The sequence below is a fragment of the Nitrosomonas sp. genome (assembly GCF_019752095.1).
GTDB lineage: Bacteria > Pseudomonadota > Gammaproteobacteria > Burkholderiales > Nitrosomonadaceae > Nitrosomonas.
Window position 1 is genome coordinate 31,237 of record NZ_JAIEMO010000014.1, and the last position, 24,022, is coordinate 55,258.

A 24,022-nucleotide genomic window follows, 5' to 3' on the forward strand; every position below is an offset into this window, starting at 1 on the left:
TATGAGCTCTAGCGATTAAGTTTGCGAATCCGTTCACTAGGCGTAATGATATCGGTCAAGCGGATGCCGAACTTATCATTCACGACCACAACTTCACCTTGTGCAATCAGGCAACCATTAACCAGTACATCCATAGGCTCACCGGCCATACCGTCAAGCTCTACTACAGAACCTTGTGCAAGTTGCAAAAGATTTTTGATAGCAATCTTAGTTCGACCGAGTTCCACCGTCATTTGCACTGGAATATCCAGAATCAAATCTATGTCATGTCGGGCTCCATGCGATTCTCCATCTTTAGAGAATTCCTGAAATACTGATGCGCTAGTATTCTGTGAACCAAATACAGATCTTTTCTGCCCTTTGTCAGTCTCTGCGAGAGAATTTGTGCCACTTTGCTCTGCAGTTGTCTGGTCAGCCATGGCCGCTGCCCAATCATCGGTAGCATCTTCATTGTCATTACGTGCATCAGTTTGTGAAGCTGTCGCTTGTTCAGCCATGGCTGCTGCCCAGTCATTGGGTTCTGCTTGTGTGCTTTCTGTTGATTCTGACATTTTGCTCTCCAATAAATTATTCGAATTCTGATCTAGAAATCATTGAATTAACTCTCAGTGCATAATGCCCGTTCATAGTGCCGTAGCGGCAGTCCATTACAGGAACACCATCAACACATACTGAAATAGATTTTGGGATTTCCAGTGGAATAATGTCCCCAGCTTGCATGCTCAGAATCTGTTCAAATGTAACTTTTGTACACCCAATGTTTGCAACCAATTCCACTTCAGCACCTTGAACTTGCTGCGACATTAATTTGAGCCAGCGTTTATCGATCTCTAAGTGATCCCCTTGCAATGCGCTGTATAAGGTATCTCGAATGGGTTCAACCATTGAGTATGGAATGCAAACATGCAATCCACCTCCTTTATTTCCCAAATCAATATCAAAAGTCACGCAAACTACCACTTCGTTCGGTGTGGCGATCGTAGCAAACTGAGGGTTCATTTCAGATCTAACATATTCAAATTGAATAGGATAAACAGATTTCCACGATTTCTCGTACTCTTCAAAAACCACACCTAATAAACGCTGAATAATGCGTTGTTCTGTCTGAGTAAAATCTCTTCCTTCAATGCGCGTGTGATGTCTGCCATCACCGCCAAACAAGTTATCCACAATCAGGAAAATCAAATCGGGATCAAAAACAAGCAATGCTGTACCTCGCAATGGTTTCATTTGAACCATATTGAGGTTAGTTGGTACGACCAGGTTGCGCACGAACTCACTAAACTTGATTACTTTAACCGGACCAACCGCTATATCCACTGTACGGCGCATAAAATTGAATAAGCCGATACGTAAAAATCTTGCAAACCGTTCATTGATAATCTCATAGGTGGGCATTCGTCCTCGAACAATGCGCTCTTGTGTCGCAAGATTGTAATTACGGACACCACCTGTTTCTACCTCGTCTACTGCCTCCTCGGTTTCACCCGTGGTACTTCTTAGAAGTGCGTCAACTTCGTCTTGTGAGAGAAAATCTTCAGCCATGTTCGAACTTACTGAATTACAAACGATGTGAATAATACTTCTCGTACGTCTTCTTGCAGAGCTTCGGAATCAAGTGAATGCCTGATTTCATCAGAAATCTGCTGGCTTAGTTGTTGCTTGCCGGCAATACTCGAAATATCAGCCGCCTTCTTGCTGGAAAGCAACATGAGAATACGATTGCGAATCAACGGCATTTGTTTGGCTATTTCTTGCACAGCTTCGGTTTCCCTGACTTTGACGGTTAATCCCACCTGCAAATATTGATTGTTTTCTTCTGGTTGAAGATTGACAGTAAAAATCTCAAGATCTATAAAGGTGGTTGGTTTTGCTTTTGGCTTGGGCTTTTCAGTTTCGCCTTCCTCGTCGACTGACATTTGCATGAAGTACCATGTGCCACCCACACCAGTACCGAGCGCGACGATTGCAATCAAAATTATAATTATCAAACCCTTCTTGCTCTTTTTGCCTTCTGCAGCAGGTGGTGTTTCATTAGATTTTGACATTTAGTTCAGCTCCGCTATTTGACGAAATTTATTATCTTCGACGGAGCAACAAATTGATATGTCAAATAACAATGAAATAGTGTCGCTATTTTCAGATACTGAAACTCATCAGCGACCAAACAGGTATTTAAAGATTTCGGTTTCTAGAAAGAGACGGCAGTTGCATGAATATGAGAACAGATTTTATTTGTTGCACAATCCATTTTTGTTTGCGTGATTGATGAAAGGATTGTCGGATAATTGTTGTTTTGACTATTTTCCGACAATCCGATAACTCAACATGAGGGATAAATACCTAGAAATCAAACGGAGCATTATTAAAATATTACGCGTAAGTGTTGACCATACCAAGATGTCTACTAGGCGTAGTAATGGCTTCAATTTGATTGTCGGCCTTTGCTTCAGCGCCAAGTATGTTGGTTGCATTTCTTGCTGATTGATAACTCTGCTGTTGTTTGTTTTCTTGCTGGAAGGAATCGGCACCGACCATTACATTACCTAATTGGATACCGTTTTCAGCCATCATCTCTTTTAACCTTGGCAAAGCTTCCTGAATAGCTTCGCGTACCGCTAAATGTGGAGACACAAATTGTGCAGTGGCCTGATCCTGCGTGATCGTTAACATCACTTCGACAGGACCCAAATGTGCTGGATTCAGGTGGATCTCAGCCACTTGATTTTGCTGAGAAGTCAACCAAACTACTTTTTGTGCAAATTCACTTCCCCATTTTGGCTGAATTATTGGAAGGTCGACATGAATATCCTGCGGTACAGTATTTACTGTACTAGTGCCAGTTAAACTAAATGATTGTGATGTAAATGGTTCGTTACGCGCCGAAAATATCGATTCCACTAGGGGGTTTTGGGTGATTGCGCTCATTTCTGAAGAAAATGACAATAAATTGCCGTCAACGGCAGAATCTGCCTCATTCAATGATTGCCAGATATTATTGGGTAGCGAAAAATAATCATTCGTGATTAAGTTCGGCTGTGTCAGTTTTTGCTGAAGCATGGGATTCAACATTGGAGCCATTGAACCCGGAGTCAGATCACCATCTTGTGGAATTAATGAATTCGTAAATATCGTGGTTGATATTTGTGGCATATTCGATAGCCCAGTCTTTGCATTGGGATCGAGTATTGACTCCACTGGAGCTTGTGAGAGATTAACGGTGATTTGATGGGTCGAATTATTTAGCAGAGTTTGAATAAAGTTGGCTGTTCCATCCGTAATTACTGCTTCAGGCACGGTTGAGATTGTATTTGCATCATCATCGCTATCTTCTGGAGATACTGCGCTGTCAGAGTGCTCTTTCGTAGCGGATGTGCTATTTTTCTCATGCTTGTTTGCTGCTTCAGATACTTCACGCTGCAAAACTGTTCCAAACTCTTCACTGTCAGATTCATTTGCTTCTGATGAACTTGAATTGATCGGTACTGCAATATTATTCTCGGCTGAAGAATTAATTTGAGGTGCAACTGATATGTTTAACATAAATTATGGGTCTCATACGATTAATAATGCTACCAAGCAAATAGCAATATTCATACCAGTGTGACATGTGCAGATATGCGGCTAGCTGTCTTTTGGGACATGCGAATTGCGATAAAAGGAATTTGATGCAAATTCATCTTGTATTTTCTGTTCATTTTTTACTTGCATTAAATCTTCTGCATTTTTTTTACGTTGCGATAACGTATCGTAGGATTTTAATTTTTGTTGACTGGATAGAAATTCATCACCCCCAGCAATTTTTATTTTTTGGGCAAATATTACTGCCTGGCGCTGCTCTGTTATAGCGGCATCAAGTTTGTTCATGAAAGCAATAAAATTAAGCCACTCAATATGGTCGATTCCGGTTCCTGTTGAATCCTGCATGTGCGATTGATAGCTATGACGATATTGCAGCAGCAAATTTAATTTTTTTTCTGCTTCTTGCTGTTGGATATTCAGCTTACCGAGTTTTCTTGCTAAAGCATCTGTTTGTTGTTGCGCTAAATCCAGAATAATTTTCAGCGATGAATTTGTCGACATAATAATGTTTTTCCCTAGGCGCTGTATTTACTGTTTTCATTCTCAAATAAATTTGTTAGTTTCATAAGGCTATCGGCAGAATTCTCATATTGCGACATGGTTTGTATTAAAAACTTTTCGAATGCAGGGTAAAGTCTAATGGCTCGATCAAGTTCTGAGTCCGTACCAGCGACATAGGCGCCAACACTGATTAAATCGTGACTACGTTGATAGCGTGCATACAGGCTTTTAAATTGCCGAGCCATTTCAATTTGTTTCTGTGGCACCACGCTGGTCATCACGCGACTGATCGAAGCCTCAATATCGATTGCTGGATAATGTCCTGCTTCCGCTAATCTTCGTGATAAAACAATATGACCGTCAAGAATAGCGCGGGCGCTATCCACGATTGGATCGTTCTGATCGTCTCCCTCTGCTAACACAGTATAAAAGGCTGTAATTGAACCGCTATTCTGATTGCCGTTACCAGCGCGTTCGACTAATTGGGGTAATTTGGCAAATACCGATGGCGGATAGCCTTTAGTGGCTGGGGGCTCACCGATAGCCAAAGCTATTTCTCTCTGCGCCATGGCATAGCGAGTCAATGAATCCATGATGAGTAATACATGTTTGCCGCTATCTCGAAAATATTCGGCAATAGCTGTTGCATAGGCAGCACCTTGTAGACGTAACAATGGTGATGTATCCGCAGGTGCGGCAACAACTACGGAGCGTGCGAGTCCTTCTTCCCCTAGAATATTTTCAATAAATTCCTTAACCTCGCGCCCCCGCTCCCCGATTAAGCCGACGACAATCACATCGGCAGTGGTATAGCGCGCCATCATTCCAAGTAATACGCTTTTCCCCACCCCACTTCCTGCGAACAACCCCATGCGCTGTCCTCTTCCAACTGTAAGCAGTGTGTTAATGGCACGTACCCCAACATCAAGCGGCTCACTGACAGGAGTGCGCTCTAATGGGTTAAAAGGACGACTATAGAGTGGTACGCTATGTTCTGCGTGGGTTGGTCCGAGTCGGTCAAGCGGCTCACCCATACCATTTAGTACACGGCCCAGCAACTCAGGCCCAACAACTATATGCTTCGCACGATCCGCTGCGCGTCTTCGTGGATGTTGAAGGTTGCCGATACGAGGGGACTCGCTGGCAACTTCCGAAGGAAAAACTTTTGCGCCAGGTGATAGTCCATAGACATCACTCGATGGCATTAAGAATAAACGCTCTCCTGAGAAGCCCACAACCTCAGCCGAAACGTTTTGCCCGTTTGATAAGAAAACCGTACAACTACTCCCAACCGGTAATCTGAGTCCTACTGCTTCCATGACCAATCCCGTAACCTTGGTTACTGTCCCACTTAATAAGAAGGAATTAGTCGGATTAATGATTTGAGTGCAATTCTTTAAGAAATCGCCCCATTGTTCATGACGTGACATCCTAGTCTTTTATCTCAAGCCATTTGTCATCGTGACCAATGGCCGATAGAGCTTTGTGCCAGCGAATTTCCATACTCCCGTTGATTTCGCTGCCATCTGCTTCAATACGGCAACCACCTCGGGATAATTGCTCATCTTCGCGGATGCACCAGTTATCTTGTTCTGCTTGCTCGTTAAGATGTGTTGCCACCAGTTTTGCATCTTCTGGGTTTAAATAGAGGCGCGGATGTTGCATTGATTGCGGTAAATTGCGAAGAGCCTCTTGTACAATGGGTATGATCAGATCAGGTTTTAGCTTTAATGCTTCTGTAACTAACTTTCTCGCGAGTGCAATCGACAAATCCAGTAAACTGTCTGCAACCTGTTGATCCATGTTCTGAAGATCCTGGGACAGTTTTGTGAGTAGTGATTGAATGCGAGCTATTTCCACCTTCACTTCTATTTCTGCTACTTCCCTACCTTCAGCATATCCGGCCGCCTGGCCTTGCTGTAATCCCACTGCATAGCCGGTTTCTTTAGCGCGCTGATAAACTGCCGCAATTTCTTCCTCGTTTGGCAGTGGCACCTTTTCCTGTTCATTTTCTGGGCAATGATTCTCTGCTTCTTGTGTTTTTACCAATAAATCAGAATCTTCTAAAGAATCCATTTCCCAGGGTTGATAAGCGTTGAGCTCCTCTTTTGGAATAAAATTATTTGTTATCATCGGCAAGCCTTGAGTGTCGAACTAAATAGCCAGAAGTTAATGTTTTTGATTTAAATAATTTAACGGAAAAACTGGCGGCTAGATAAAACCATCATCACCCTTTCCGCCCAGAACAATTTGTCCATCATCCGCCAATTGACGCACAATCTTAAGAATTTCTTTTTGTTCGGCTTCAACTTCAGAGATACGCACGGGACCTTTACTTTCAAGGTCTTCACGAAGAGCTTCAGCGGCACGTTGCGACATATTCTTGAAAATCTTCTTGCGTAACTCTTCTTGTGCGCCTTTAAGAGCGATTATTAAAGATTCTGATTGCACTTCCCGGAGTAGTAATTGAATACCATGATCATCTATGTCAATCAGGTTATCAAATACAAACATTTCATCCATGATTCTTTGCGCCAATTCTTCATCGTACTGCTTAATGTTTTCAATAACGCTGGCTTCGTGAGCCGATGGGGCAAAATTGAGAATTTCGGCAGCCGTTCGAACTCCACCCATAGCTGCTTTACGGATATTGGCATTGCCCGATAGCAATTTTGTTAGTACATCATTGAGCTCACGCAACGCATCCGGTTGAATACTGTCAAGTGTAGCAATGCGTAGTAATGTATCGTTACGTAAGCGCTCAGTAAATAGACCTAGAATTTCACAGGCTTGATCGCGCTCCAGATGAACGAGGATAGTTGCGATAATTTGTGGATGCTCATTTTTAATTAATTCAGCTGCTGAGACTGCATCCATCCATTTCAGTCCTTCGATACCACTGGTATCGCCACCTTGTAAAATTCGATCTATAAGATTGGCAGCTTTTTCGTCACCCAATGCGCTGGTTAAGACTTTGCGGATGTAATCTGACGAATTCTGTCCTAAGGTAGTTTTTCCCTCAGCTTCATCACAGAATTCAGATACTATGTTTTCAATTTCTGACCGAGTAATATTCTGCAGTGTGGACATGGTCTCGCCCAGTTTTTGGACTTCTTTCGGTCCTAATAATTTAATCACTGACGCGGCTTCTTGTTCGCCCAAGGTCATCAGCAAAATGGCACTCTTCTTGAGTCCTTCATCATCCATTTTTAACCATCCAATCCTTAACAACATTAGCGACGATGGACGGCTCGTCTAAGGCCAATTGTTTAGCGCGTTTGAGATTTGCATCGTACATCGATTTCTGAATAGCCTGCATCGCCGTTCCATCCATTTGTCCCGGCAATTGCTCCAATACAGTTCCATCAACGTCGACCTGAGTTGTCTTATCGGTCAAAGCCGGGACTGGTGGCGGTGGCGCCAGACTCTTGAGAAACGGTCGAAGAATTTTTAACAAGAAAAATAGAACGACACTTATGATTAATAATTGTTTCGCAAAATCTTTTGCCAGCATGATGACGTCTGGATCTTTCCAGAACGGAATTTCCAAAACTGTTTCAGTTTCTCCTGTGAATAAGCCATTAGTAACAGTTAGCGAGTCTCCTCGTTTCTCGTTATAGCCCATAGCCTCTCTGACGAGATTATTGATTTCTTTGATTTCTTCGGCACTTAACGGTTCATAAGTGATTTCTCCGTTTTCATCCACCTTCTTGCGATAATTAACAACAACCGCAGCGGATAATCGTTTGATATTTCCGGTGGATTGTTGCGTATGCTGAATAGTTTTATCAACCTCGTAATTAATTGTCGATTCCTTTTTGGTATCAGTAGGTAGCGGCGGAGTGTTATCACCTTCCTCTTCATCATCCCTAGCATTATTTCCAGCGGGTTTTTTACCTCCCACTTCGATCGGTGCAATTGCTGGTTCTGGTGGTCTGTTTGTCAGTGCTCCGGGGATCCCTCCATCGAGTTTTGAGCCTATAGACATAGATTCATGTGTTTGTTGACTCCGAATCGAGGCGCGATCCGTTTCCGTATTATTAGGTCGATATGTTTCTTCTGCACGCTTGATGCGAGAAAAATCGACGTCAGCCGTTACTTGTGCGCGCACATTTGCGGCTCCGGTAATAGGCGTTAATATGGTTTCAATACGACGGATATAGTTTTCTTCAAGTTCCTGTAGATACGCCAATTGTTTTGCATCAAATCTGGAATCTTCTTTTTTATCATTTTGAGTGCTGAGCAAGTTTCCATTTTGATCTATAACAGTCACATTCTTTACTGGCAAACTCGGTACACTGCTGGCCATCAAATGTACGATTGCGCTGACCTGTTCAACACTCAGAACACGACCAGGATATAAATTGAGTAAGACAGAAACGCTGGGCTGTTGTTTTTCTCTCGAAAAGACAGATGGTTTGGCTATCGCTAGATGCACGCGTGCACTTTGTACTGCTGATAACGATTGAACCGAGCGTGCCAATTCGCCTTCTAATGCACGCTGATAATTAACTTGCTCAAGAAATTGACTAGAGCCAAATTTCTGGTTCTCCATTAATTCAAATCCAACCAACCCTCCTTTTGGTAGCCCTTGGCCTGCCAGTCTCAAGCGGATTTCATGAACTTGATTCTCAGGAATCAGAATGGTGCCCCCGCCTTCTGAAAACTTGTAAGGTACATTCATTTGTTGCAATACGCTGATAATGGACGCGCCATCATGATCCGACAGATTATTATAAAGGGCACGGTATTCCGGTGTCTGGCTCCACATCAAAGCACCCGCAAATAAGGCAATAACTGCAGCCACAGAAATAATTAATCCAAGTTTCTTTTGATTAGACAGCGAACTAAGGTGTTCTAGTCTGCTTGTTGTAGCGGGGTTAGTTGCATTGGATTCACTAGGTACTGTCGCCACTTACTATTCTCCTACTTATTCCCAAATCACTTCTCAATTGGAGTGATGTTTTTTACCAGAAAATTACGTAACTTATGCTTGCAAAAATCGGTGTTAATTGGCAAACAATACGTTTCAGCATTTCGATTCAATCCCTATAAAGTAATACCGCAAGAATAGCTGTTTATCACTGGATTACTTAAGTTCTGAATAGATTTTTATTAATGTGATGATTATCGATAAATTCGCAAAATCTGATTGCTTAAAAAGAATAGCTTTGCCTGCCTTATTCGCGTCATTATCAGCACTGATAACAATGTTAAGCTATCGGCAACTTCTACCAATGGCTAATCTACGCTAGTGCAAACAATAAAATCTATTGACATCCAATCGATACCATTAGATCCAGAGCAACTACAGCTTGCATTTGCTGCATTTAATGAGGCATCAGAGCAGTTGTCCAGTGCCTATCAGGAATTGCAGAAACAAGTCGCGGAATTGACTCAGGAATTGGCGCTTGCAAATGGCGAATTGCACAAGCAACTAAATGCGAAAGAAAATTTATCTCAGCAGTTAAGCCTTTTGTTGAACGCCTTGCCGGGTGGAGTGATTTCACTTGATGCAAAAGAATGCATTGAGCAAGTTAATCCTGCGGCAATCAATATACTCGGTGATCCCTTGCTGGGTATGATGTGGCAACATGTGTCTCAGAGACGGTTATCATCTACAGGACTGGTTAATGAATGGCACGTTACATTGCAAACAACATCCGAACAACGGCGTATCCGGATTGAAAGCAGCGCGACCGATTCAGCCGGAAGAAGAATCCTGTTAATCAACGATATTACTGAAGCTTATGCGGTACAGGAGCAAATCAGACGTAATCAACGGCTAACCGCTATGGGAGAAATGGCAGCGAATCTTGCACATCAATTGCGCACCCCGCTTTCAACCGCATTAATCTACGCTAATCACCTGGGAAGTGATGCTTTGGCTTCGAGTGAACGACAAAAACTTGCTGCAAAAACGGTTGAACGCTTACATCATCTGGAGCACTTAACGAAAGATATGCTGCGTTTTGTAAAAGGTGAAACAAATTCACTTGAAACATTTGTCATTAGTGACTTGGTGGCAGAATTACAACAGGTTATCGAGCCGCAAATGAAACAGCTTGGTTTGCAATTTACAGTGAATGATAATAGCGCAGGCGAATTTTTGGTAACTGATCGCCAAGCCTTGTGCGGCGCACTAATTAATCTTCTGGAAAATGCAATTCAAGCATCGCCTGCAGGCAGTCAAATTTCTCTCACAACTCGTTTAGAAAAATCAACTATCGTTTTTAGTGTACTCGATAATGGGCTAGGTATTGATTCGATACTACAAGAAAAATTGTTTGAGCCTTTCTTTACCACGCGTTCCGAAGGCACTGGCTTAGGTTTGGCCATTGTTAGAAGCGTCATACAGTCTATGAGCGGCAGTATACAAATCAACTCTTCGGTCGATACCGGTACTGAGTTTGTAATACATCTGCCAAGATGCAATGGAGATTGAAGCAATGAAAACATTACCTATCCTAGTAGTAGAAGACGATCAAGACTTATTGGAAGCAATTTGCACTTCCCTGAAATTAAGTGGCTATGAGACTGCTGCTGCGTCCAATGGAGATGATGCCATGCAAGTGCTGCAAGAGCGTCAGATAGGAATGGTTGTTAGCGATGTTCAAATGAAACCTGTTGATGGATTTACATTGTTAACAAAAATCAAAGCATTCGATCCGGAATTACCCGTATTGTTAATGACTGCTTATGCGGATATCGAAAAAGCAGTTGCCGCAATGCGTATCGGTGCCTGTGATTATTTACTGAAACCTTTTGATCCGGATAGCCTGTTGGCTCAAATTAAACGCTATGCATTATCTGAATCCGAACAGGACGATAAAGTGGTGGCTAAAGATCCATGCACACGATCATTATTGTCATTGGCCAAGCGAGTTGCGCAATCACCTGCGACCGTTATGTTGACGGGTGAGAGTGGCTGCGGAAAGGAAGTGATTGCACGTTTTATTCATCAACATTCATTACGCTCTGCTAAACCATTTGTAGCGATCAATTGTGCGGCTATTCCAGAGAATCTTCTGGAGGCTACGCTATTTGGATATGAAAAAGGTTCGTTTACAGGTGCGGCACAGGCTCAACCCGGAAAATTTGAGCAAGCACAAGGCGGTACCTTGTTGCTGGATGAGATTTCTGAAATGCCCTTGGAGTTACAAGCAAAACTATTACGTGTATTGCAGGAAAGGGAAGTGGAGAGAGTAGGCGGACATAAAACCATCAAATTGGATATCCGTGTTTTGGCAACCTCGAACCGTGACATGATGGCAATGGTAAAAAATGGCCGATTCCGTGAAGATCTGTATTACCGGCTCAATGTTTTTCCTATTGAAATTCCATCATTACGAGAGCGACCATTAGATATTGAACCTCTAGTGCAACGTATACTAGCTGCAGCGGCAATCGACTCAGAAAAACCACCTTGCAGAATAGCGCACGGCGCAATGAAGAAATTGACGCAATATTCCTGGCCGGGCAATGTTCGAGAACTGGAAAATGTAATACAGCGTGCGGTCATTCTGGCAATGGATAATATGATTGATATTGAACATATTCATTTGCCGGAGACCGTTTCAGTGCAAGAAACAAATGCAAATACTGCAGAATCGCCGGTTCAGGATATCAAGGCACTCGAACGAAAGCATATTTTAGAAACACTCAAGGCAGTTAATGGTTCCCGAAAACTAGCCGTTAAAAAGTTAGGCATTTCAGAGCGAACCTTGCGTTATAAGTTGCAGCAATATCGTATGACAACGTAGTACATATTGCCTATAGATAGTTACAGGTTGTTTGATATAATCGTTTGAATGTTTTGTAATCTTTGTGCGATACTTTAGAAGGTTAATGGTGAGGTGAATGATGGACAATACCGGAATTGATAACATATTGCAGCAATTACAGGCAGCTTCAGCGCTTGCTTCCGGCGCAAAAAAACAATCCAACCTTGATGAGGTTACAAGCGTCAATTTTAGCGAAAAACTGCAAGTGGCTGTTGATCAAGTCAATAATGCCCAGTTGAATGCTGGCAAGATGAGTGAGCAGTTTGTCAGTGATCAATCTAATGTCGATTTGCATGAAGTGATGATCTCATTGCAAAAGGCCAATGTTTCCTTTCAATCGATGGTTCAAGTCAGAAATAAACTGGTGACTGCTTACCAGGAAATTATGAATATGCAAGTTTAACAAAACTTGGTTTGCAGGCTGTCCAGATATCGTCTGCGCTACTCTTCTAACGCCATTTCCAGTTCCAGCCAACTTTCCTCCAATTCCATTACTTTCTTCTCGAGTTTGACGAGAGTTTCACTCAGTTGATCAATTTCATTCCGGGAACAGTTCACATACGTAGCCGGATCTGCGAGCTGGCGATTGGCTTCAGCCAATTCTTTTTGTGCAATCGTCAATGCAATTTCAAGCTTCGATTGCTTAGACAGCAGGTTCTTTTTGTTTGGCTTGGTTGATACCTTAGTTTGATTTTTAGGCGTGGATGACCGTAATTCTTCAGCATCTCTGGCGCGACGAGCTTCTATCCAGCGCTTATAATCTTCCAAATCACCATCCAGCAATTGCGCTTGGCCATCTGCCACCAGCCATAATTCATCCGCTACCGCGCGCACCAGGCTACGATCATGCGAGACCAGCACCACAGCCCCGGTATAAGCTTCCAATGCCAGCGTTAGCGCGTCGCGCATATCCAAATCCAAATGATTGGTGGGCTCATCGAGCAGCAGAAAATGGGGTTTTTGCCATGCCAGCATTGCCAGCGCCAAACGGCTCTTTTCCCCACCGGAGAAAGTTGCCACCGGACGATCCTCGTGATCCCCACCCAAGCCAAATCTGCCGAGAAAATTTCTCAAGCTCAGTTCGGTTTGTGCTGGATCAAGTTGTTTCATGTGTTGCAAAGGTGTTGATTCACCGTCCAGATTTTCCAGCTGATGCTGAGCGAAGTAACCAATGCCAATATTGGGTGCTCGTTCAATTACACCCGACACGGGTTTGATTTCCCCGGTCATTAACTTTATCAGGGTGGATTTTCCAGCTCCATTCGGTCCCAGCAATGCAATGCGCGCACCTGCCTGCAAAACAATATTCACATGTCGGAAAAGTTGATGGTCGTCGTAACCAAAGCTCATGTCTTTGATACGTAGCAAAACATCAGGGTTGCGTTCGGGCGCTTCAATCTGTAGCCCGAAATGGCCATCTTCAATATGGAGTGGCGCCAGACGTGCCAGGCGATCCAAGGCTTTGATTCGGCTTTGCGCCTGTTTGGCTTTGGTCGCCTTGGCGCGAAAGCGCCGCACAAAATCCTCCATATGCGCAATCTGTTTTTGCTGCTGCTGGAAGGCCTGCGCATGCTGCGCAAGATGTTCAGCGCGCGCGCGTTCAAAATCATCATAATTGCCGCTATAGCAGTCAATTTGCCGATTGTTGATATGCGCAATGCGATGCACGCAAGCATTAAGAAATTCGCGGTCGTGAGAAACAACGATCACGCTTCCCGGATATCGCGTCAAATACTGCTCCAGCCAAAGAATAGCTTCTAGATCCAAATGATTGGTAGGCTCATCCAGCAATAACAAGTCAGCGCGATGCATTAAGGCCCGGGCCAGATTCAAGCGCATGCGCCAGCCGCCAGAAAAATGACTGACCGGTTTCTCCAGGATAGAATTAGCGAATCCCAGTCCATTCAATAACTGCGCCGCCCGTGACCGTGCGCTATAACCACCGATCGTTTCATAACGCTGTTGCGCATCAAACCAGGCTGCATTATGTTCGACCTGCGCCAGAATTTTCTCCAGCTGACACAGCTCGACATCGCCATCCAGCACAAAAGCAATCGCAGATTGATCAGAATCAATAATCTCCTGTTCGACAAAAGCGACCGTTTTTCCGGATTGGAAGCTCACTTCTCCATTATCCGGTTTGAGCACGCCGCGAATCAATCGGAACAAAGTTGATTTGCCGCTGCCATTCTTCCCCACCAGACCAACACGCTGATTAGAAAAGATTTGTAAATTGCAATTCTCCAGCAACGGAATTCCGCCCTGTAGATACGTCAAAGATTGAATGTCTAACACGATGCCTTAATGATAAATTGATTGACTGTATGATATTGATTTGACCTAGATCTGATGTCGACAAAACCAAATACAGGTAAGTGTCTTGTAGTTTAGGATCCAATATTATTTATTTTATATTCTCGATTCTGTACCTGGCCCTTTGTTTGCTTTGTTTGTATACGTGCTCTGTCTCCATGCAGAGCACTGGCAGTTACCAATTTTGTAAATCTTCATAGTGAATAATAGGTAATAAATTCTCTTTGAACTTATAGAGCCGATCATTTTGCACATTGGGAATGCTGAGAAAATAATCTAGCATTTTCTTTCGTATATCTTCATTAGGTACAACAACCATATTTACATCTTCTCGATAAAATTTGTAATAGTGAGAATTATCATTCTGAATTTGTATTACAATACCAGCTAGCTGATCTAATGAAGAAGGTACAAGACGCCATTCGCGTTCCTTGTAATAAAGATCGATTTCTTTGGTTTCATCTCTAGCTGGTCCAAGATCGCCCATTTCTTTATCAAAAGAATAGGTATAGAGCATCGAAGCAACTAGTTCTGATATTTCTTGCGTAGTTAAAATTTTGTTACTTTTTTGATCGAATAATTCAAGAGTTGAATCTGCAAGAAGTGCATCATTTAATTTTTTCATAAACCTGAATTGAGCCCAAAGGTTAGTGTAAAACACCCCACGGCTTTCATTAACATCACTTAATGTGCTTATTTCTCCTGGCATATAGTCAACAAAGTATCTCGCAGGATTTCCCCCCGCATTTTTCACGAAAGATTTTTTAAATCCAATACCAAATTTTCCATAAATGGATGTATGTTCAGTGCACTCCTTGAGTGGAATATCAGTAAAACAAACGGCATGATTTAATACACAGGAACCATCAGGAAATTTATTTGCAACCTTAGAAGCGCGCAATCCATTTTCGAAAATTTGTTTGAAAATTTCAAATTGCTTATTAGGATTATCTTTATTAGAGCGGGCAAGAAAATGAATTAAATTGTCTGAGATTATCGGCATAATTTTGTTTTGCTAGGGTCAGTTGATGCTTTGAGATAAGTGTATGATAGATGACTAATGTCTCGTTAACTTATGTTGATTGCATGTTAATATATTGATTTAAAATGAAAAATAAATCAAGAAATTTACTTGAGACATGGAGGTTGTTTCTTTGGTATTTTTAATGATTTAATCGCTTTAACGGGATAGCAGTGATGATAGATACAAACTCGTAATATCGAGGTTCCCGCATTACCAATAAAACGAGTTTTCTTTGTCCCGATTTATGCTAAGTGATAAGTTTTGGCCGAGACTAACGAAGATTCTGCTACAAGAAGCTATTTATAACAAGTGCAATCTACGCATGACGGTAGAAAGCATGTTATATCGGGTGCGAGTTGGCTGCCCGTGGTGAGACTTACTCAAGGCATTTGGAAAACGAGATCAGGTTCAGAATCACGAATATAGATTAAAAAATAAAACATATCCGATTCATCAATAAATATGCTCAATTCGCGACCTATCCCCAGGCAGAGTTCTTTTTACCATTTGTTAAATCGTAAGGATTCCGCCCGGGCAAGATTTTTCCTGCTCCAGACGCACCAGCGTCGGTAGCAGATTGAGTCCGGTTTTGTGTTTCAATTCGAGTGCCTGTTTCTTCAGTTCATTCAGCGCGATCTCGATTTTCTCTCCGGTCGCGGCGACTGCAATGACGTTGCCGCTGTCGCAGGAAGGGAAAGCCAGTGCGCGTTCGTCGAACGAGGTTTTAATGCGCTCCAGACTGGCCTGATAGCCGCGGTTTCGCCCCAGTAAATTCACTACAAGAATGCCATTATCGTTCAATCGTGTGCGGCACATCTGGTAAAACGGCAACGTATCCAGTTCGCCGGGGCGCGCATCGGCACCGAAGCCATCCACCAGAATCAGGTCGTAAGTCTTGTCGTGTCCGGCGATATACTGCGAACCGTCGGCAATCACGATATTAAGGCGCAGCGGATCTAGCGGCAGTTTGAAAAATTGCCTCGCCGCTGCTACCACGCGCGGTTCGATTTCAACTACGGTCAGTTTCGCAAGGGGACAGTAGCGATAAATAAATTTGGTCAGCGATGCTGCGCCAAGACCGATCAGCAGCACTTTAAGCGGAAAGTGCGCATCACCTCTCAGTAACAGGCTCGTCATCATTTCCCGAGTATAGTCGAGTTCCAAACGCCAAGGACGCGCGATGCGCATTGCGCCCTGTATCCAGTCGGAGCCGAAATGCAATGTGCGCACTCCGGCTTCTTCACGGATATCGATGGAAAAACTCATTGCCTTCCTTTGTCAAGAATAGTTGTCTCCAGGCTGGGCGCTTTATCATATTTTCCTTTCAGTCGGTTAGATCAGAAACAGCAACGCCAATCCAATTCCGCCAGCCGTTGCCAGCATGCCCGAAATGCACTGTCGCGCTAATAATGCGTGACCAAAGAAAAAAGTCAATCCAAGTTTGAAGCCGATGTTGGAGATTAATCCCAGTGAAATGGCCATCACGGTTTGCGTGATTTCCAGTTTGCCCAGTTCGTATAAGCGCAAGCTTGATAGGGTGATGGCATCGACATCAGTTAAGCCCGAGATCAGTGCGACGGCGTATAATCCACTACTGCCTGCGATGTCGGAAAGCCATGCGGAGCAGAACAGGACAACACCATAAATCAGTCCAAAGGTTGCTGCTATGCGGATTTCAGTGGGATTCTTGATTTCCGGTATGGGTGCTTCTTGCTGCCGATTTAGCTTGTGCCACCAGTAAGCCGTGATGCCTGCTCCCAATAGAAAGCCGCTGCCAAGAACAGGTAACAACTGCGGCAATATGGCGGGAGAAACGATTGCACTGATAATGGCTAAACGGATCAACACGGTCAGGTTGGCGATCAGGATAACAACAACAGCCAGTTGGGTGAAACTTTGATTTTCAACGCTGCGGCGTGCATATACTAACGTTGTGGCGGTACTGGAAACTAAGCCGCCGAATAAGCCCAGGATAGCGCCATGACGTTGACCGATCAGTTGCAGGGCGATATAACCAGCCAGACTGACGCCCGATATCAATACTACCATGAGCCAGATCTGATAAGGATTGGTTGCTTCATAAGGTCCGTAATTTTTATCCGGCAGGATTGGCAGGATGATAAACGTCAGTACGGCAAACTGTAGCACCGAGATTAAATCGCGTCGATTCAGCTTCTGGGTTATGCCGTGTAGCTCTGTTTTGAAATACAGTAATATTGTGGTGATAATGGCCAGCATGACGGCTAAGTTATTGTAACCGTACCAAACCGTGGCACCCAAACCATAGCAGACTAGAATCGCGGCTACTGTGGTAGTGCCTGGATCTGCGTTTTCGTCTTTAGTGCGAAAATAGGCTGCGATGGTCATCAGGCCGACAATCAGTAAACCACCCAGCAGAAGCCAGGGCGTGGCTTTTTCCGATAGCATTGCAGCCAGTGTGCCGAATAATGCGACTAACGCGAAAGTTCTTAGTCCTGCTCGCGATCCCGGACTACGCTCACGTTCTAACCCAATCAGTAAGCCAATCGCTAAACTGGTCAGAAAATGCGGCAACGCGGCTAATTCGCCATTGAGTGTGAATTCAATGCTCATTGTCGATTGCCGGTGAGTCTGCATTAAACCAGTGTTCGAGCAGAAATTGCAAAGAAGTTTTGCCATTGTATTCATTGATCTGCAGTCGATAAACGGCATCAATGATATCGGGTAGCGGGTCGCTCTGGAAAAACAGAATGCCATCGTAAGTATCATTCGATTTTCGTGGCAGTTGCGTTGATTGATCACCGTTTGCAGCATCCAGTTTTCTTAGTTTCAGCTTCAGGTGTTTTTCACCGACAATGCGTTGGCTTTCAACATAAAACCGCGCGTTGAATGAGGGTTGCGGGAAACCTTGTCCCCACACCTGACGATCGAGATATTGTGCCAATTCCAGGTTGATTTCAGTAAGCTCCAGATCGCCATCCGTTTCGATTACTTGTGTCAAATCGGCAGGCGTCAGCAAGATTTGCGCTACTTGTTCGAAGGCGTCACGGAATTTCTCGAAATCTCCGGCATTGATAGTCAATCCGGCTGCAGCGGCGTGACCGCCGAATTTTCGAATCAACCCGGGGGATTGTTTGGCGACCAAATCCAGTGCGTCGCGCAAATGAAGGCCATTGATTGATCGCCCGGAGCCTTTGATTTCACCATGATTGCCCGGTGCGAAAGTGATTACCGGACGGTGGTGTTTGTCCTTGATGCGTGATGCGAGTATGCCGATGACGCCTTGGTGCCAACCCTGATCGAACAGGCAGATGCTATAAGCGGTCTGGATTTCTTCGCACTGGGTTGTCAGGATGTCTTCTAGCTTGGTTAGTGCGCTTTCTTGCATGGTGGATTCAATTTCTCGACGCTGCTGATTCAGTTCGTCCAGTTGTTTGGCAATTTCCAGTGCATAGGTTTCGTCATCGGTAATCAAACATTCAATGCCCAGTGACATATCGTCCAGTCGCCCGGCTGCATTGAGTCGCGGTCCTAGCATAAAGCCCAGTTCATAGGTGGAGATTTGCGAATAATCACGCCGCGATACTTGCAATAGTGCGTTTATGCCTGCACAGGCGCGTCCTTTCCGAATCCGCTGCAAGCCTTGTTGCACTAGGATACGGTTATTACTATCCAGCTTGACAACATCGGCGACGGTACCCAGCGCTACCAGATCCAGGAAGCTGGCAAGATTCGGCTCTTGGTTTGTTGCGAAAGCGCCGCGTTGACGTAATTCTGCGCGCAGTGCCAGCATTAAATAGAAAATGACGCCCACACCGGCAATACTTTTGCTTGGAAAAGGACAGTCTGGTTGATTGGGATTGATAATGGCCATGGCCGCAGGCAACTCATCGCCGGGCAGGTGATGATCGGTGATTATCACTTGCATGCCCAAGCGATTGGCTTCTGCTACACCTTCAACGCTGGCGATACCGTTATCGACGGTGATCAGTAGATCAGGTTGCTTGGTTTCGTGTGCCAGATATACGATTTCCGGAGTCAGGCCATATCCGAATTCAAACCGATTGGGTACCAGATAGTCAATCGTGGCACCAAGCTTGCGTAAAATACGGATGCCTACTGCGCATGCCGTAGCGCCGTCGGAGTCATAATCGGCCACAATCAACAGCCGCTTCTTCGTGGCAATGGCGTCGGCAAGCAAGGTTGCGGTTAGCGTGATATTTTTGAGTTGCTCGAATGGAATAAGGCGTGTGAGTTCGGTTTCAAGTTGGCTTGAGTTTTCAATACCACGTGCTGCAAAAATGCGTGCGAGTACCGGATGCAATCCGCAGCTATTAAGTATCTGGAAAGATTGTAAATCATACGAACGGGTGGTGATTCTAGTCATGTATCGGGGAAATATAAACGCGCCAGGTTGTATGAACGAACTTATTCAGCGGGTGTTTCTGCTTCTGCTACAAGTTTTTCCACTTTAAGTACATGCAGGCGACGGCTATCAACCCGCTGCACGGTGAATTTAAAGTGACCGATCTCGACTGATTCGCTACGGTCAGGCAAGCGGCCAAATTTGTTGAGTACCAACCCGCCTATGGTGTCGCAATCTTCGTTGCTGAAGTTTGTGCTGAGCACTTCATTGAAGTTGTCAATCTCAGTGGTTGCCTTGACACGGTATAGTCCATCCGATTCCATGACGATGTTATCTTCTTCATCATCAAAGTCATATTCGTCTTCAATTTCCCCTACAATCTGTTCGAGTACATCTTCAATCGTCACTAAGCCAGCCATTCCTCCATATTCATTCACTACGATAGCCATATGGTTGCGATTGCTGCGAAACTCCTTGAGCAGTATATTGAGCCGCTTGGATTCGGGAATGAATACAGCCGGGCGCAACATGTCGCGGATATTGAATTCTTCCGGATCGGCGTAATAGCGCAGTAAATCTTTGGCCAGTAGTATGCCAATAATTTCATCTTCGCTGCCTTCTGTGACCGGAAAACGGGAATGTGCAGCTTCGATGACAAATGGAATGAATTGTTCCGGCTTCTTGCTGATGTCGACAACGTCCATTTGCGAGCGCGGAACCATGATATCGCGTGCCTGCATTTCGGAAACTTGCATGACGCCTTCAATCATGCTGAGCGCATCGGAATCGAGTAAATTGCGTTCAAAGGCAGAGTGCAACAGGGTGATTAGTTGTTCGCGATCTTCCGGTTTGCGGATGAGCATTGCGCCTAACCGCTCTAACCAGCCGCTTTTAGGTGGAGGTTCGTCCATGATGTATTTGAAATCCAGTGGATGTGAGAAAAAAATAGAGTAGAAATTTTCTTTGCCAGTTTCCTAGGGGTAGGAGCATTACATGACTATTGCGCGAAATTTGCATTGTCATAATCTAGATAAGGGTTTGCAAAGCCGAGCTTGGCTAGTAATTGTATTTCCAATTGCTCCATCGTTGCTGCATCAGTGTCTTCAATATGATCATAGCCTTGTAAATGTAATATGCCATGAATGGTTAGGTGAGCGTAATGCGCCAATAGATTTTTGTGCTGTTGTCGTGCCTCTTCGTCAACCACGGGCGCGCACAGTATGATATCGCCAATCAAAGGCTTTGTGTCGTCATATACAAAGGTTAGCACGTTAGTGGCGTAATTTTTACTACGAAATTGTTGATTAAGTTCTTGTCCTTCCCTTTCATCAACGAGTCGTAAAACGACCTCAGCTTCTTGCATCAGCGCAACTTTGACCCAGCGGCGAAACTGCGATCGGGTGGGTGCTGCTGTGGATTCTGTCGCATATTGCACCATCAACTTGAATGACCTTGTTTTCTCCACAAGATGATCAGGATTGCCGAGTTTGTTTGTCGTGCGCTTCATAGGCGGTGACAATGCGTTGAACTAGCGGGTGTCTTACCACATCTTCAGATAGAAAACGGGTGAAGGCGATGCCGCGTATATTTTGCAGAATTTTCTGAGCTTCTATTAAACCGCTTTTCTGGTGTTTGGGCAGATCAATTTGTGTAATATCGCCGGTAATAACCGCTTTTGAGCCAAATCCCATGCGTGTCAGAAACATTTTCATCTGTTCTGGCGTAGTGTTTTGTGCCTCATCCAGTATAATGAATGACTGATTCAGCGTGCGTCCGCGCATAAAAGCCAGTGGTGCGATTTCTATCGTATTGCGTTCAAATTGCTTGCTTGTCTTATCAAAGCCCATTAGATCATATAGTGCATCATACAATGGACGTAAATAGGGATCGACTTTCTGAGTCATATCACCGGGCAAGAAACCCAAACGCTCGCCAGCCTCAACTGCAGGGCGAACCAGAATCAAGCGGGATACCAAGCCGCGCTCAAGCGCATCGACTGCACTGGCTACCGCCAGATAGGTCTTTCCGGTACCGGCGGGACCGATAGCAAAGGTGATGTCATGCTCCTGAATTTGCTGCAGATACTGAACTTGGCGCGGTGTTCGGCCATATAAGTTGCTGCGGCGTGTCAGTAGTCCGGATGTTGCTGGTTGTTTGATATCAATGCTATTGGTGACAGTGCTATTGTTCTCCGCTTTGTGATGTGGATTTATCGCTTCGATCAAACCAAGCTGAATATGTTCCAGACTTAAATGGTGCTGTGATTGATTATAAAAATCGCGCAATACTTTTGCTGCAAGTTTTGTTTGATCGGATTTTCCCGATAAGCTGAAGTGTTCGCCACGCCGAGAAATGGTCACATCCAGCGCAGTTTCAACTTGTTTTAAATTTTCATCCAGCGCGCCGCACAAATTAGCAAGGCGTTGGTTATCGGTGGGCGTGAAAGAAATTTCTAGGGGAGTTGGTTTCAATGTCAGAAAATGCTATTTCAATAGGATGATTTTCGCAGCGCACGGGATACTTTGCAAGCAAAACTCATGCTATAAGTGCATTTTATTTGTAAACAATGTCTCCGCGCAGCGAATGAGCGCGGGCTTCATTGATCCGTACGTTGACAAACTGACCAATCAACTCAGAGTCGCCGGCTAAATTGACGACACGGTTGTTATCTGTGCGCCCACTCAGTTCATCAAAGTTCTTTTTAGAGGCGCCTTCCAGTAATACCCGCTGAATTGAGCCGACCATTTGCTGACTGATTTTTCGGGATTGTAGACTCAACTGTGATTGTAATCGGTGTAGTCGTTCCAGTTTTTCCTCCTGTGACATGTCATCAGGCAAGTCGGATGCTGGTGTTCCGGGGCGCGGGCTGTATATGAAGCTGTATGATTCGTCAAAATTCATGTCTTCAACCAGCTTCAGAGTGGCCTGGAAATCTGCCTCGGTTTCTCCGGGGAAGCCAACGATGAAATCTGATGATAATGAAATATCCGGGCGTATAGCGCGCAGTTTCCGAATAATGGATTTGTATTCCAATACGCTATATCCTCGCTTCATTGCAGCCAGTACCCGGTCAGATCCCGATTGCACCGGCAGGTGCAAGTGATTGACTAATTTGGGTAACTGATTGTAAGCCTGAATCAGGCGCGCAGTAAATTCTTTAGGATGAGAAGTGATGTAGCGGATGCGCTCAATTCCTGGAATTTCATGAAGATATTCGAGCAGTAAAGCAAAATCAGCAATTTCACCATCACTCATCATGCCCAAGTAAGCATTGACATTCTGTCCCAACAAAGTGATTTCTTTAATGCCCTGATCGGAAAGAATGGCGATTTCTGTCAGTACGTCCTCCAGAGGACGGGAAACTTCTTCGCCACGCGTATAAGGAACCACGCAGAAACTGCAGTATTTGCTGCAACCTTCCATGATTGATACAAATGCTGTAACACCTTCAGTGCGAGCAGGGGGTAGATGATCGAATTTTTCAATCTCAGGAAAAGAAATATCAACTTGCGAGCGCCCGGTTGCTTTGCGTGTTTCTATGAGTTGCGGCAATCGGTGCAAGGTCTGTGGGCCAAATACTACATCAACAAATGGTGCGCGACTGACAATCGCCTTACCTTCCTGACTGGCAACGCAGCCACCCACACCGATCAACAAATTAGGATTGCGTTCTTTCAAGTGTCGAACCCGCCCTAAATCGTGGAATACTTTTTCTTGTGCTTTTTCGCGCACCGAGCAAGTATTGAATAAGATCATATCGGCTTCGGCCGGATCATTGGTGGGTTCCATGCCATAAGCAGCATGCAGCACATCAGCCATTTTTTCCGAGTCATACTCGTTCATTTGGCATCCAAAGGTTTTGATATAAAGTTTGTTACTCACGAGTTAGCTCTTGGAATTTAAGAAGGTTACGGCGTTATCGATGTATTCGCTGTCCTTGACTTTCCGCTTCCTTGACTTCATCCGGGGTCAGAATCCAAACACGATGCAGGTTTCCCATGAAATCCAACTGATAGCGGATAAGGCCAACATAGTTCGCGGCATTGGGTAAAATGATCAAATTATCTATCCCACGAATTTGCCCACCTGAGCCCATTTGCATTTGCTGGTTATTGATGACAAACACTGGAAAAGAAACAGCCGTCAAATTCCCCAGTTGACTCTCAACAGGAAAAGTTCTGGTTTGCTGACCAAATATCGATTGTGCCATTGTCATCAACACAATCAACAGTAACAGGGATAATCCCCAAGTTCTATTCATAAAGAGCTGGACAGGAGCGGATTAATCGTAAGCATCAAGGAAACAGCTGAATTACACCTAAATTATTAGAGGCTCATGATACGCTAATTATTGGCAAAACGACATAATCTATCATTGCGCATTGACAGCTAAGTTGATGATTGAGAATCGAGGCTCTCGATCGAGGATTATATGTGTATTGGATGTGATACTTTAGCAGGAACCAGATCGTC

The 24,022-nt window shown here is 44.3% G+C and carries 22 protein-coding genes and 1 pseudogene; 4 read left to right on the forward strand and 19 right to left on the reverse strand.

Translation table 11 applies throughout. The annotated features are described in order from the left end of the window. Positions 1-8: 8 nt before the first annotated feature. The 9 genes from fliN to fliF form a co-directional block, all read right to left on the reverse strand. Positions 9-551: a flagellar motor switch protein FliN gene (gene fliN / locus K2Q13_RS05885; protein WP_292919921.1), complete on the reverse strand. Its 543-nt coding sequence runs from the start codon at positions 549-551 to the stop codon at positions 9-11. Positions 552-567: 16 nt separating this feature from the next. Next, positions 568-1,545: a flagellar motor switch protein FliM gene (gene fliM / locus K2Q13_RS05890; protein WP_292919923.1), complete on the reverse strand. Its 978-nt coding sequence runs from the start codon at positions 1,543-1,545 to the stop codon at positions 568-570. Between the two features lie 8 nt (positions 1,546-1,553). Further along, positions 1,554-2,048, reverse strand: a complete 495-nt coding sequence (gene fliL / locus K2Q13_RS05895) for a flagellar basal body-associated protein FliL (protein WP_292919925.1) — start codon at positions 2,046-2,048, stop codon at positions 1,554-1,556. A 325-nt stretch (positions 2,049-2,373) separates the two neighbouring features. Next, positions 2,374-3,543 (reverse strand): flagellar hook-length control protein FliK, encoded by a 1,170-nt coding sequence (locus K2Q13_RS05900; protein WP_292919927.1) that lies wholly within the window; start codon positions 3,541-3,543, stop codon positions 2,374-2,376. An 81-nt stretch (positions 3,544-3,624) separates the two neighbouring features. Next, positions 3,625-4,083: a flagellar export protein FliJ gene (fliJ, locus tag K2Q13_RS05905; protein ID WP_292919929.1), complete on the reverse strand. Its 459-nt coding sequence runs from the start codon at positions 4,081-4,083 to the stop codon at positions 3,625-3,627. Positions 4,084-4,097: 14 nt separating this feature from the next. Further along, entirely contained in the window at positions 4,098-5,513 is a 1,416-nt protein-coding gene (gene fliI, locus K2Q13_RS05910; protein ID WP_292919931.1) for a flagellar protein export ATPase FliI, read from the reverse strand. A gap of 1 nt (position 5,514) precedes the next feature. Further along, positions 5,515-6,216 (reverse strand): flagellar assembly protein FliH, encoded by a 702-nt coding sequence (locus K2Q13_RS05915; RefSeq protein ID WP_292919933.1) that lies wholly within the window; start codon positions 6,214-6,216, stop codon positions 5,515-5,517. A gap of 78 nt (positions 6,217-6,294) precedes the next feature. Then, positions 6,295-7,290, reverse strand: a complete 996-nt coding sequence (fliG, locus tag K2Q13_RS05920; protein WP_292919935.1) for a flagellar motor switch protein FliG — start codon at positions 7,288-7,290, stop codon at positions 6,295-6,297. Then, on the reverse strand, positions 7,283-8,998 hold the full coding sequence (fliF, locus tag K2Q13_RS05925; protein WP_292919937.1) for a flagellar basal-body MS-ring/collar protein FliF: 1,716 nt from the start codon (positions 8,996-8,998) through the stop codon (positions 7,283-7,285). Before fliF ends, fliG begins: the two co-directional genes overlap by 8 nt. 339 nt (positions 8,999-9,337) lie before the next feature. Here fliF and K2Q13_RS05930 point away from each other — a divergent pair, with 339 nt between their 5' ends. From K2Q13_RS05930 to fliE, 3 genes are all read left to right on the forward strand, one after another. Continuing rightward, positions 9,338-10,528, forward strand: a complete 1,191-nt coding sequence (locus tag K2Q13_RS05930; RefSeq protein WP_292919939.1) for an ATP-binding protein — start codon at positions 9,338-9,340, stop codon at positions 10,526-10,528. A gap of 4 nt (positions 10,529-10,532) precedes the next feature. Further along, positions 10,533-11,846 (forward strand): sigma-54 dependent transcriptional regulator, encoded by a 1,314-nt coding sequence (locus K2Q13_RS05935; RefSeq protein ID WP_292919941.1) that lies wholly within the window; start codon positions 10,533-10,535, stop codon positions 11,844-11,846. A 97-nt stretch (positions 11,847-11,943) separates the two neighbouring features. Then, positions 11,944-12,270 (forward strand): flagellar hook-basal body complex protein FliE, encoded by a 327-nt coding sequence (fliE, locus tag K2Q13_RS05940; RefSeq protein ID WP_292919943.1) that lies wholly within the window; start codon positions 11,944-11,946, stop codon positions 12,268-12,270. 38 nt (positions 12,271-12,308) lie between these two features. Here fliE and K2Q13_RS05945 read toward each other — a convergent pair whose 3' ends face one another. Both K2Q13_RS05945 and K2Q13_RS05950 read right to left on the reverse strand, forming a co-directional pair. Beyond that, positions 12,309-14,162: an ABC-F family ATP-binding cassette domain-containing protein gene (locus tag K2Q13_RS05945; RefSeq protein WP_292919945.1), complete on the reverse strand. Its 1,854-nt coding sequence runs from the start codon at positions 14,160-14,162 to the stop codon at positions 12,309-12,311. Positions 14,163-14,355: 193 nt separating this feature from the next. Then, on the reverse strand, positions 14,356-15,183 hold the full coding sequence (locus tag K2Q13_RS05950; RefSeq protein ID WP_292919946.1) for an abortive infection system antitoxin AbiGi family protein: 828 nt from the start codon (positions 15,181-15,183) through the stop codon (positions 14,356-14,358). A gap of 253 nt (positions 15,184-15,436) precedes the next feature. Here K2Q13_RS05950 and K2Q13_RS05955 point away from each other — a divergent pair. Continuing rightward, positions 15,437-15,574: pseudogene (locus tag K2Q13_RS05955) on the forward strand (IS5/IS1182 family transposase); the annotation flags it as partial. A 140-nt stretch (positions 15,575-15,714) separates the two neighbouring features. On the opposite strand, the gene K2Q13_RS05960 reads toward K2Q13_RS05955, so the two are convergent. From K2Q13_RS05960 to K2Q13_RS05995, 8 genes are all read right to left on the reverse strand, one after another. Next, positions 15,715-16,470: a fused MFS/spermidine synthase gene (locus tag K2Q13_RS05960; protein WP_292919948.1), complete on the reverse strand. Its 756-nt coding sequence runs from the start codon at positions 16,468-16,470 to the stop codon at positions 15,715-15,717. Positions 16,471-16,536: 66 nt separating this feature from the next. Further along, positions 16,537-17,796 carry an MgtC/SapB family protein gene (locus K2Q13_RS05965; RefSeq protein ID WP_292919950.1) on the reverse strand — a complete coding sequence of 420 codons (1,260 nt, stop codon included), beginning with the start codon at positions 17,794-17,796 and terminating at the stop codon, positions 16,537-16,539. Continuing rightward, the gene (gene recJ / locus K2Q13_RS05970) at positions 17,786-19,570 is read right to left on the reverse strand and encodes a single-stranded-DNA-specific exonuclease RecJ (protein WP_292919952.1); all 1,785 of its coding nucleotides are present in this window, start codon (positions 19,568-19,570) and stop codon (positions 17,786-17,788) included. Before recJ ends, K2Q13_RS05965 begins: the two co-directional genes overlap by 11 nt. Positions 19,571-19,611: 41 nt before the next feature. Next, positions 19,612-20,460: a transporter associated domain-containing protein gene (locus tag K2Q13_RS05975; RefSeq protein WP_292919954.1), complete on the reverse strand. Its 849-nt coding sequence runs from the start codon at positions 20,458-20,460 to the stop codon at positions 19,612-19,614. Between the two features lie 86 nt (positions 20,461-20,546). Beyond that, a complete protein-coding gene (gene ybeY, locus K2Q13_RS05980; RefSeq protein ID WP_292919956.1) occupies positions 20,547-21,056 on the reverse strand; it encodes an rRNA maturation RNase YbeY in 510 nt (169 codons plus the stop codon). Then, positions 21,022-22,020: a PhoH family protein gene (locus K2Q13_RS05985; RefSeq protein ID WP_292919958.1), complete on the reverse strand. Its 999-nt coding sequence runs from the start codon at positions 22,018-22,020 to the stop codon at positions 21,022-21,024. The genes ybeY and K2Q13_RS05985 overlap by 35 nt, the downstream gene beginning before the upstream one ends. 82 nt (positions 22,021-22,102) lie before the next feature. Further along, positions 22,103-23,431, reverse strand: a complete 1,329-nt coding sequence (gene miaB / locus K2Q13_RS05990) for a tRNA (N6-isopentenyl adenosine(37)-C2)-methylthiotransferase MiaB (protein WP_292919960.1) — start codon at positions 23,429-23,431, stop codon at positions 22,103-22,105. Between the two features lie 34 nt (positions 23,432-23,465). Further along, the gene (locus K2Q13_RS05995; protein ID WP_292919962.1) at positions 23,466-23,810 is read right to left on the reverse strand and encodes a hypothetical protein; all 345 of its coding nucleotides are present in this window, start codon (positions 23,808-23,810) and stop codon (positions 23,466-23,468) included. Between the last annotated feature and the right edge of the window lie 212 nt (positions 23,811-24,022).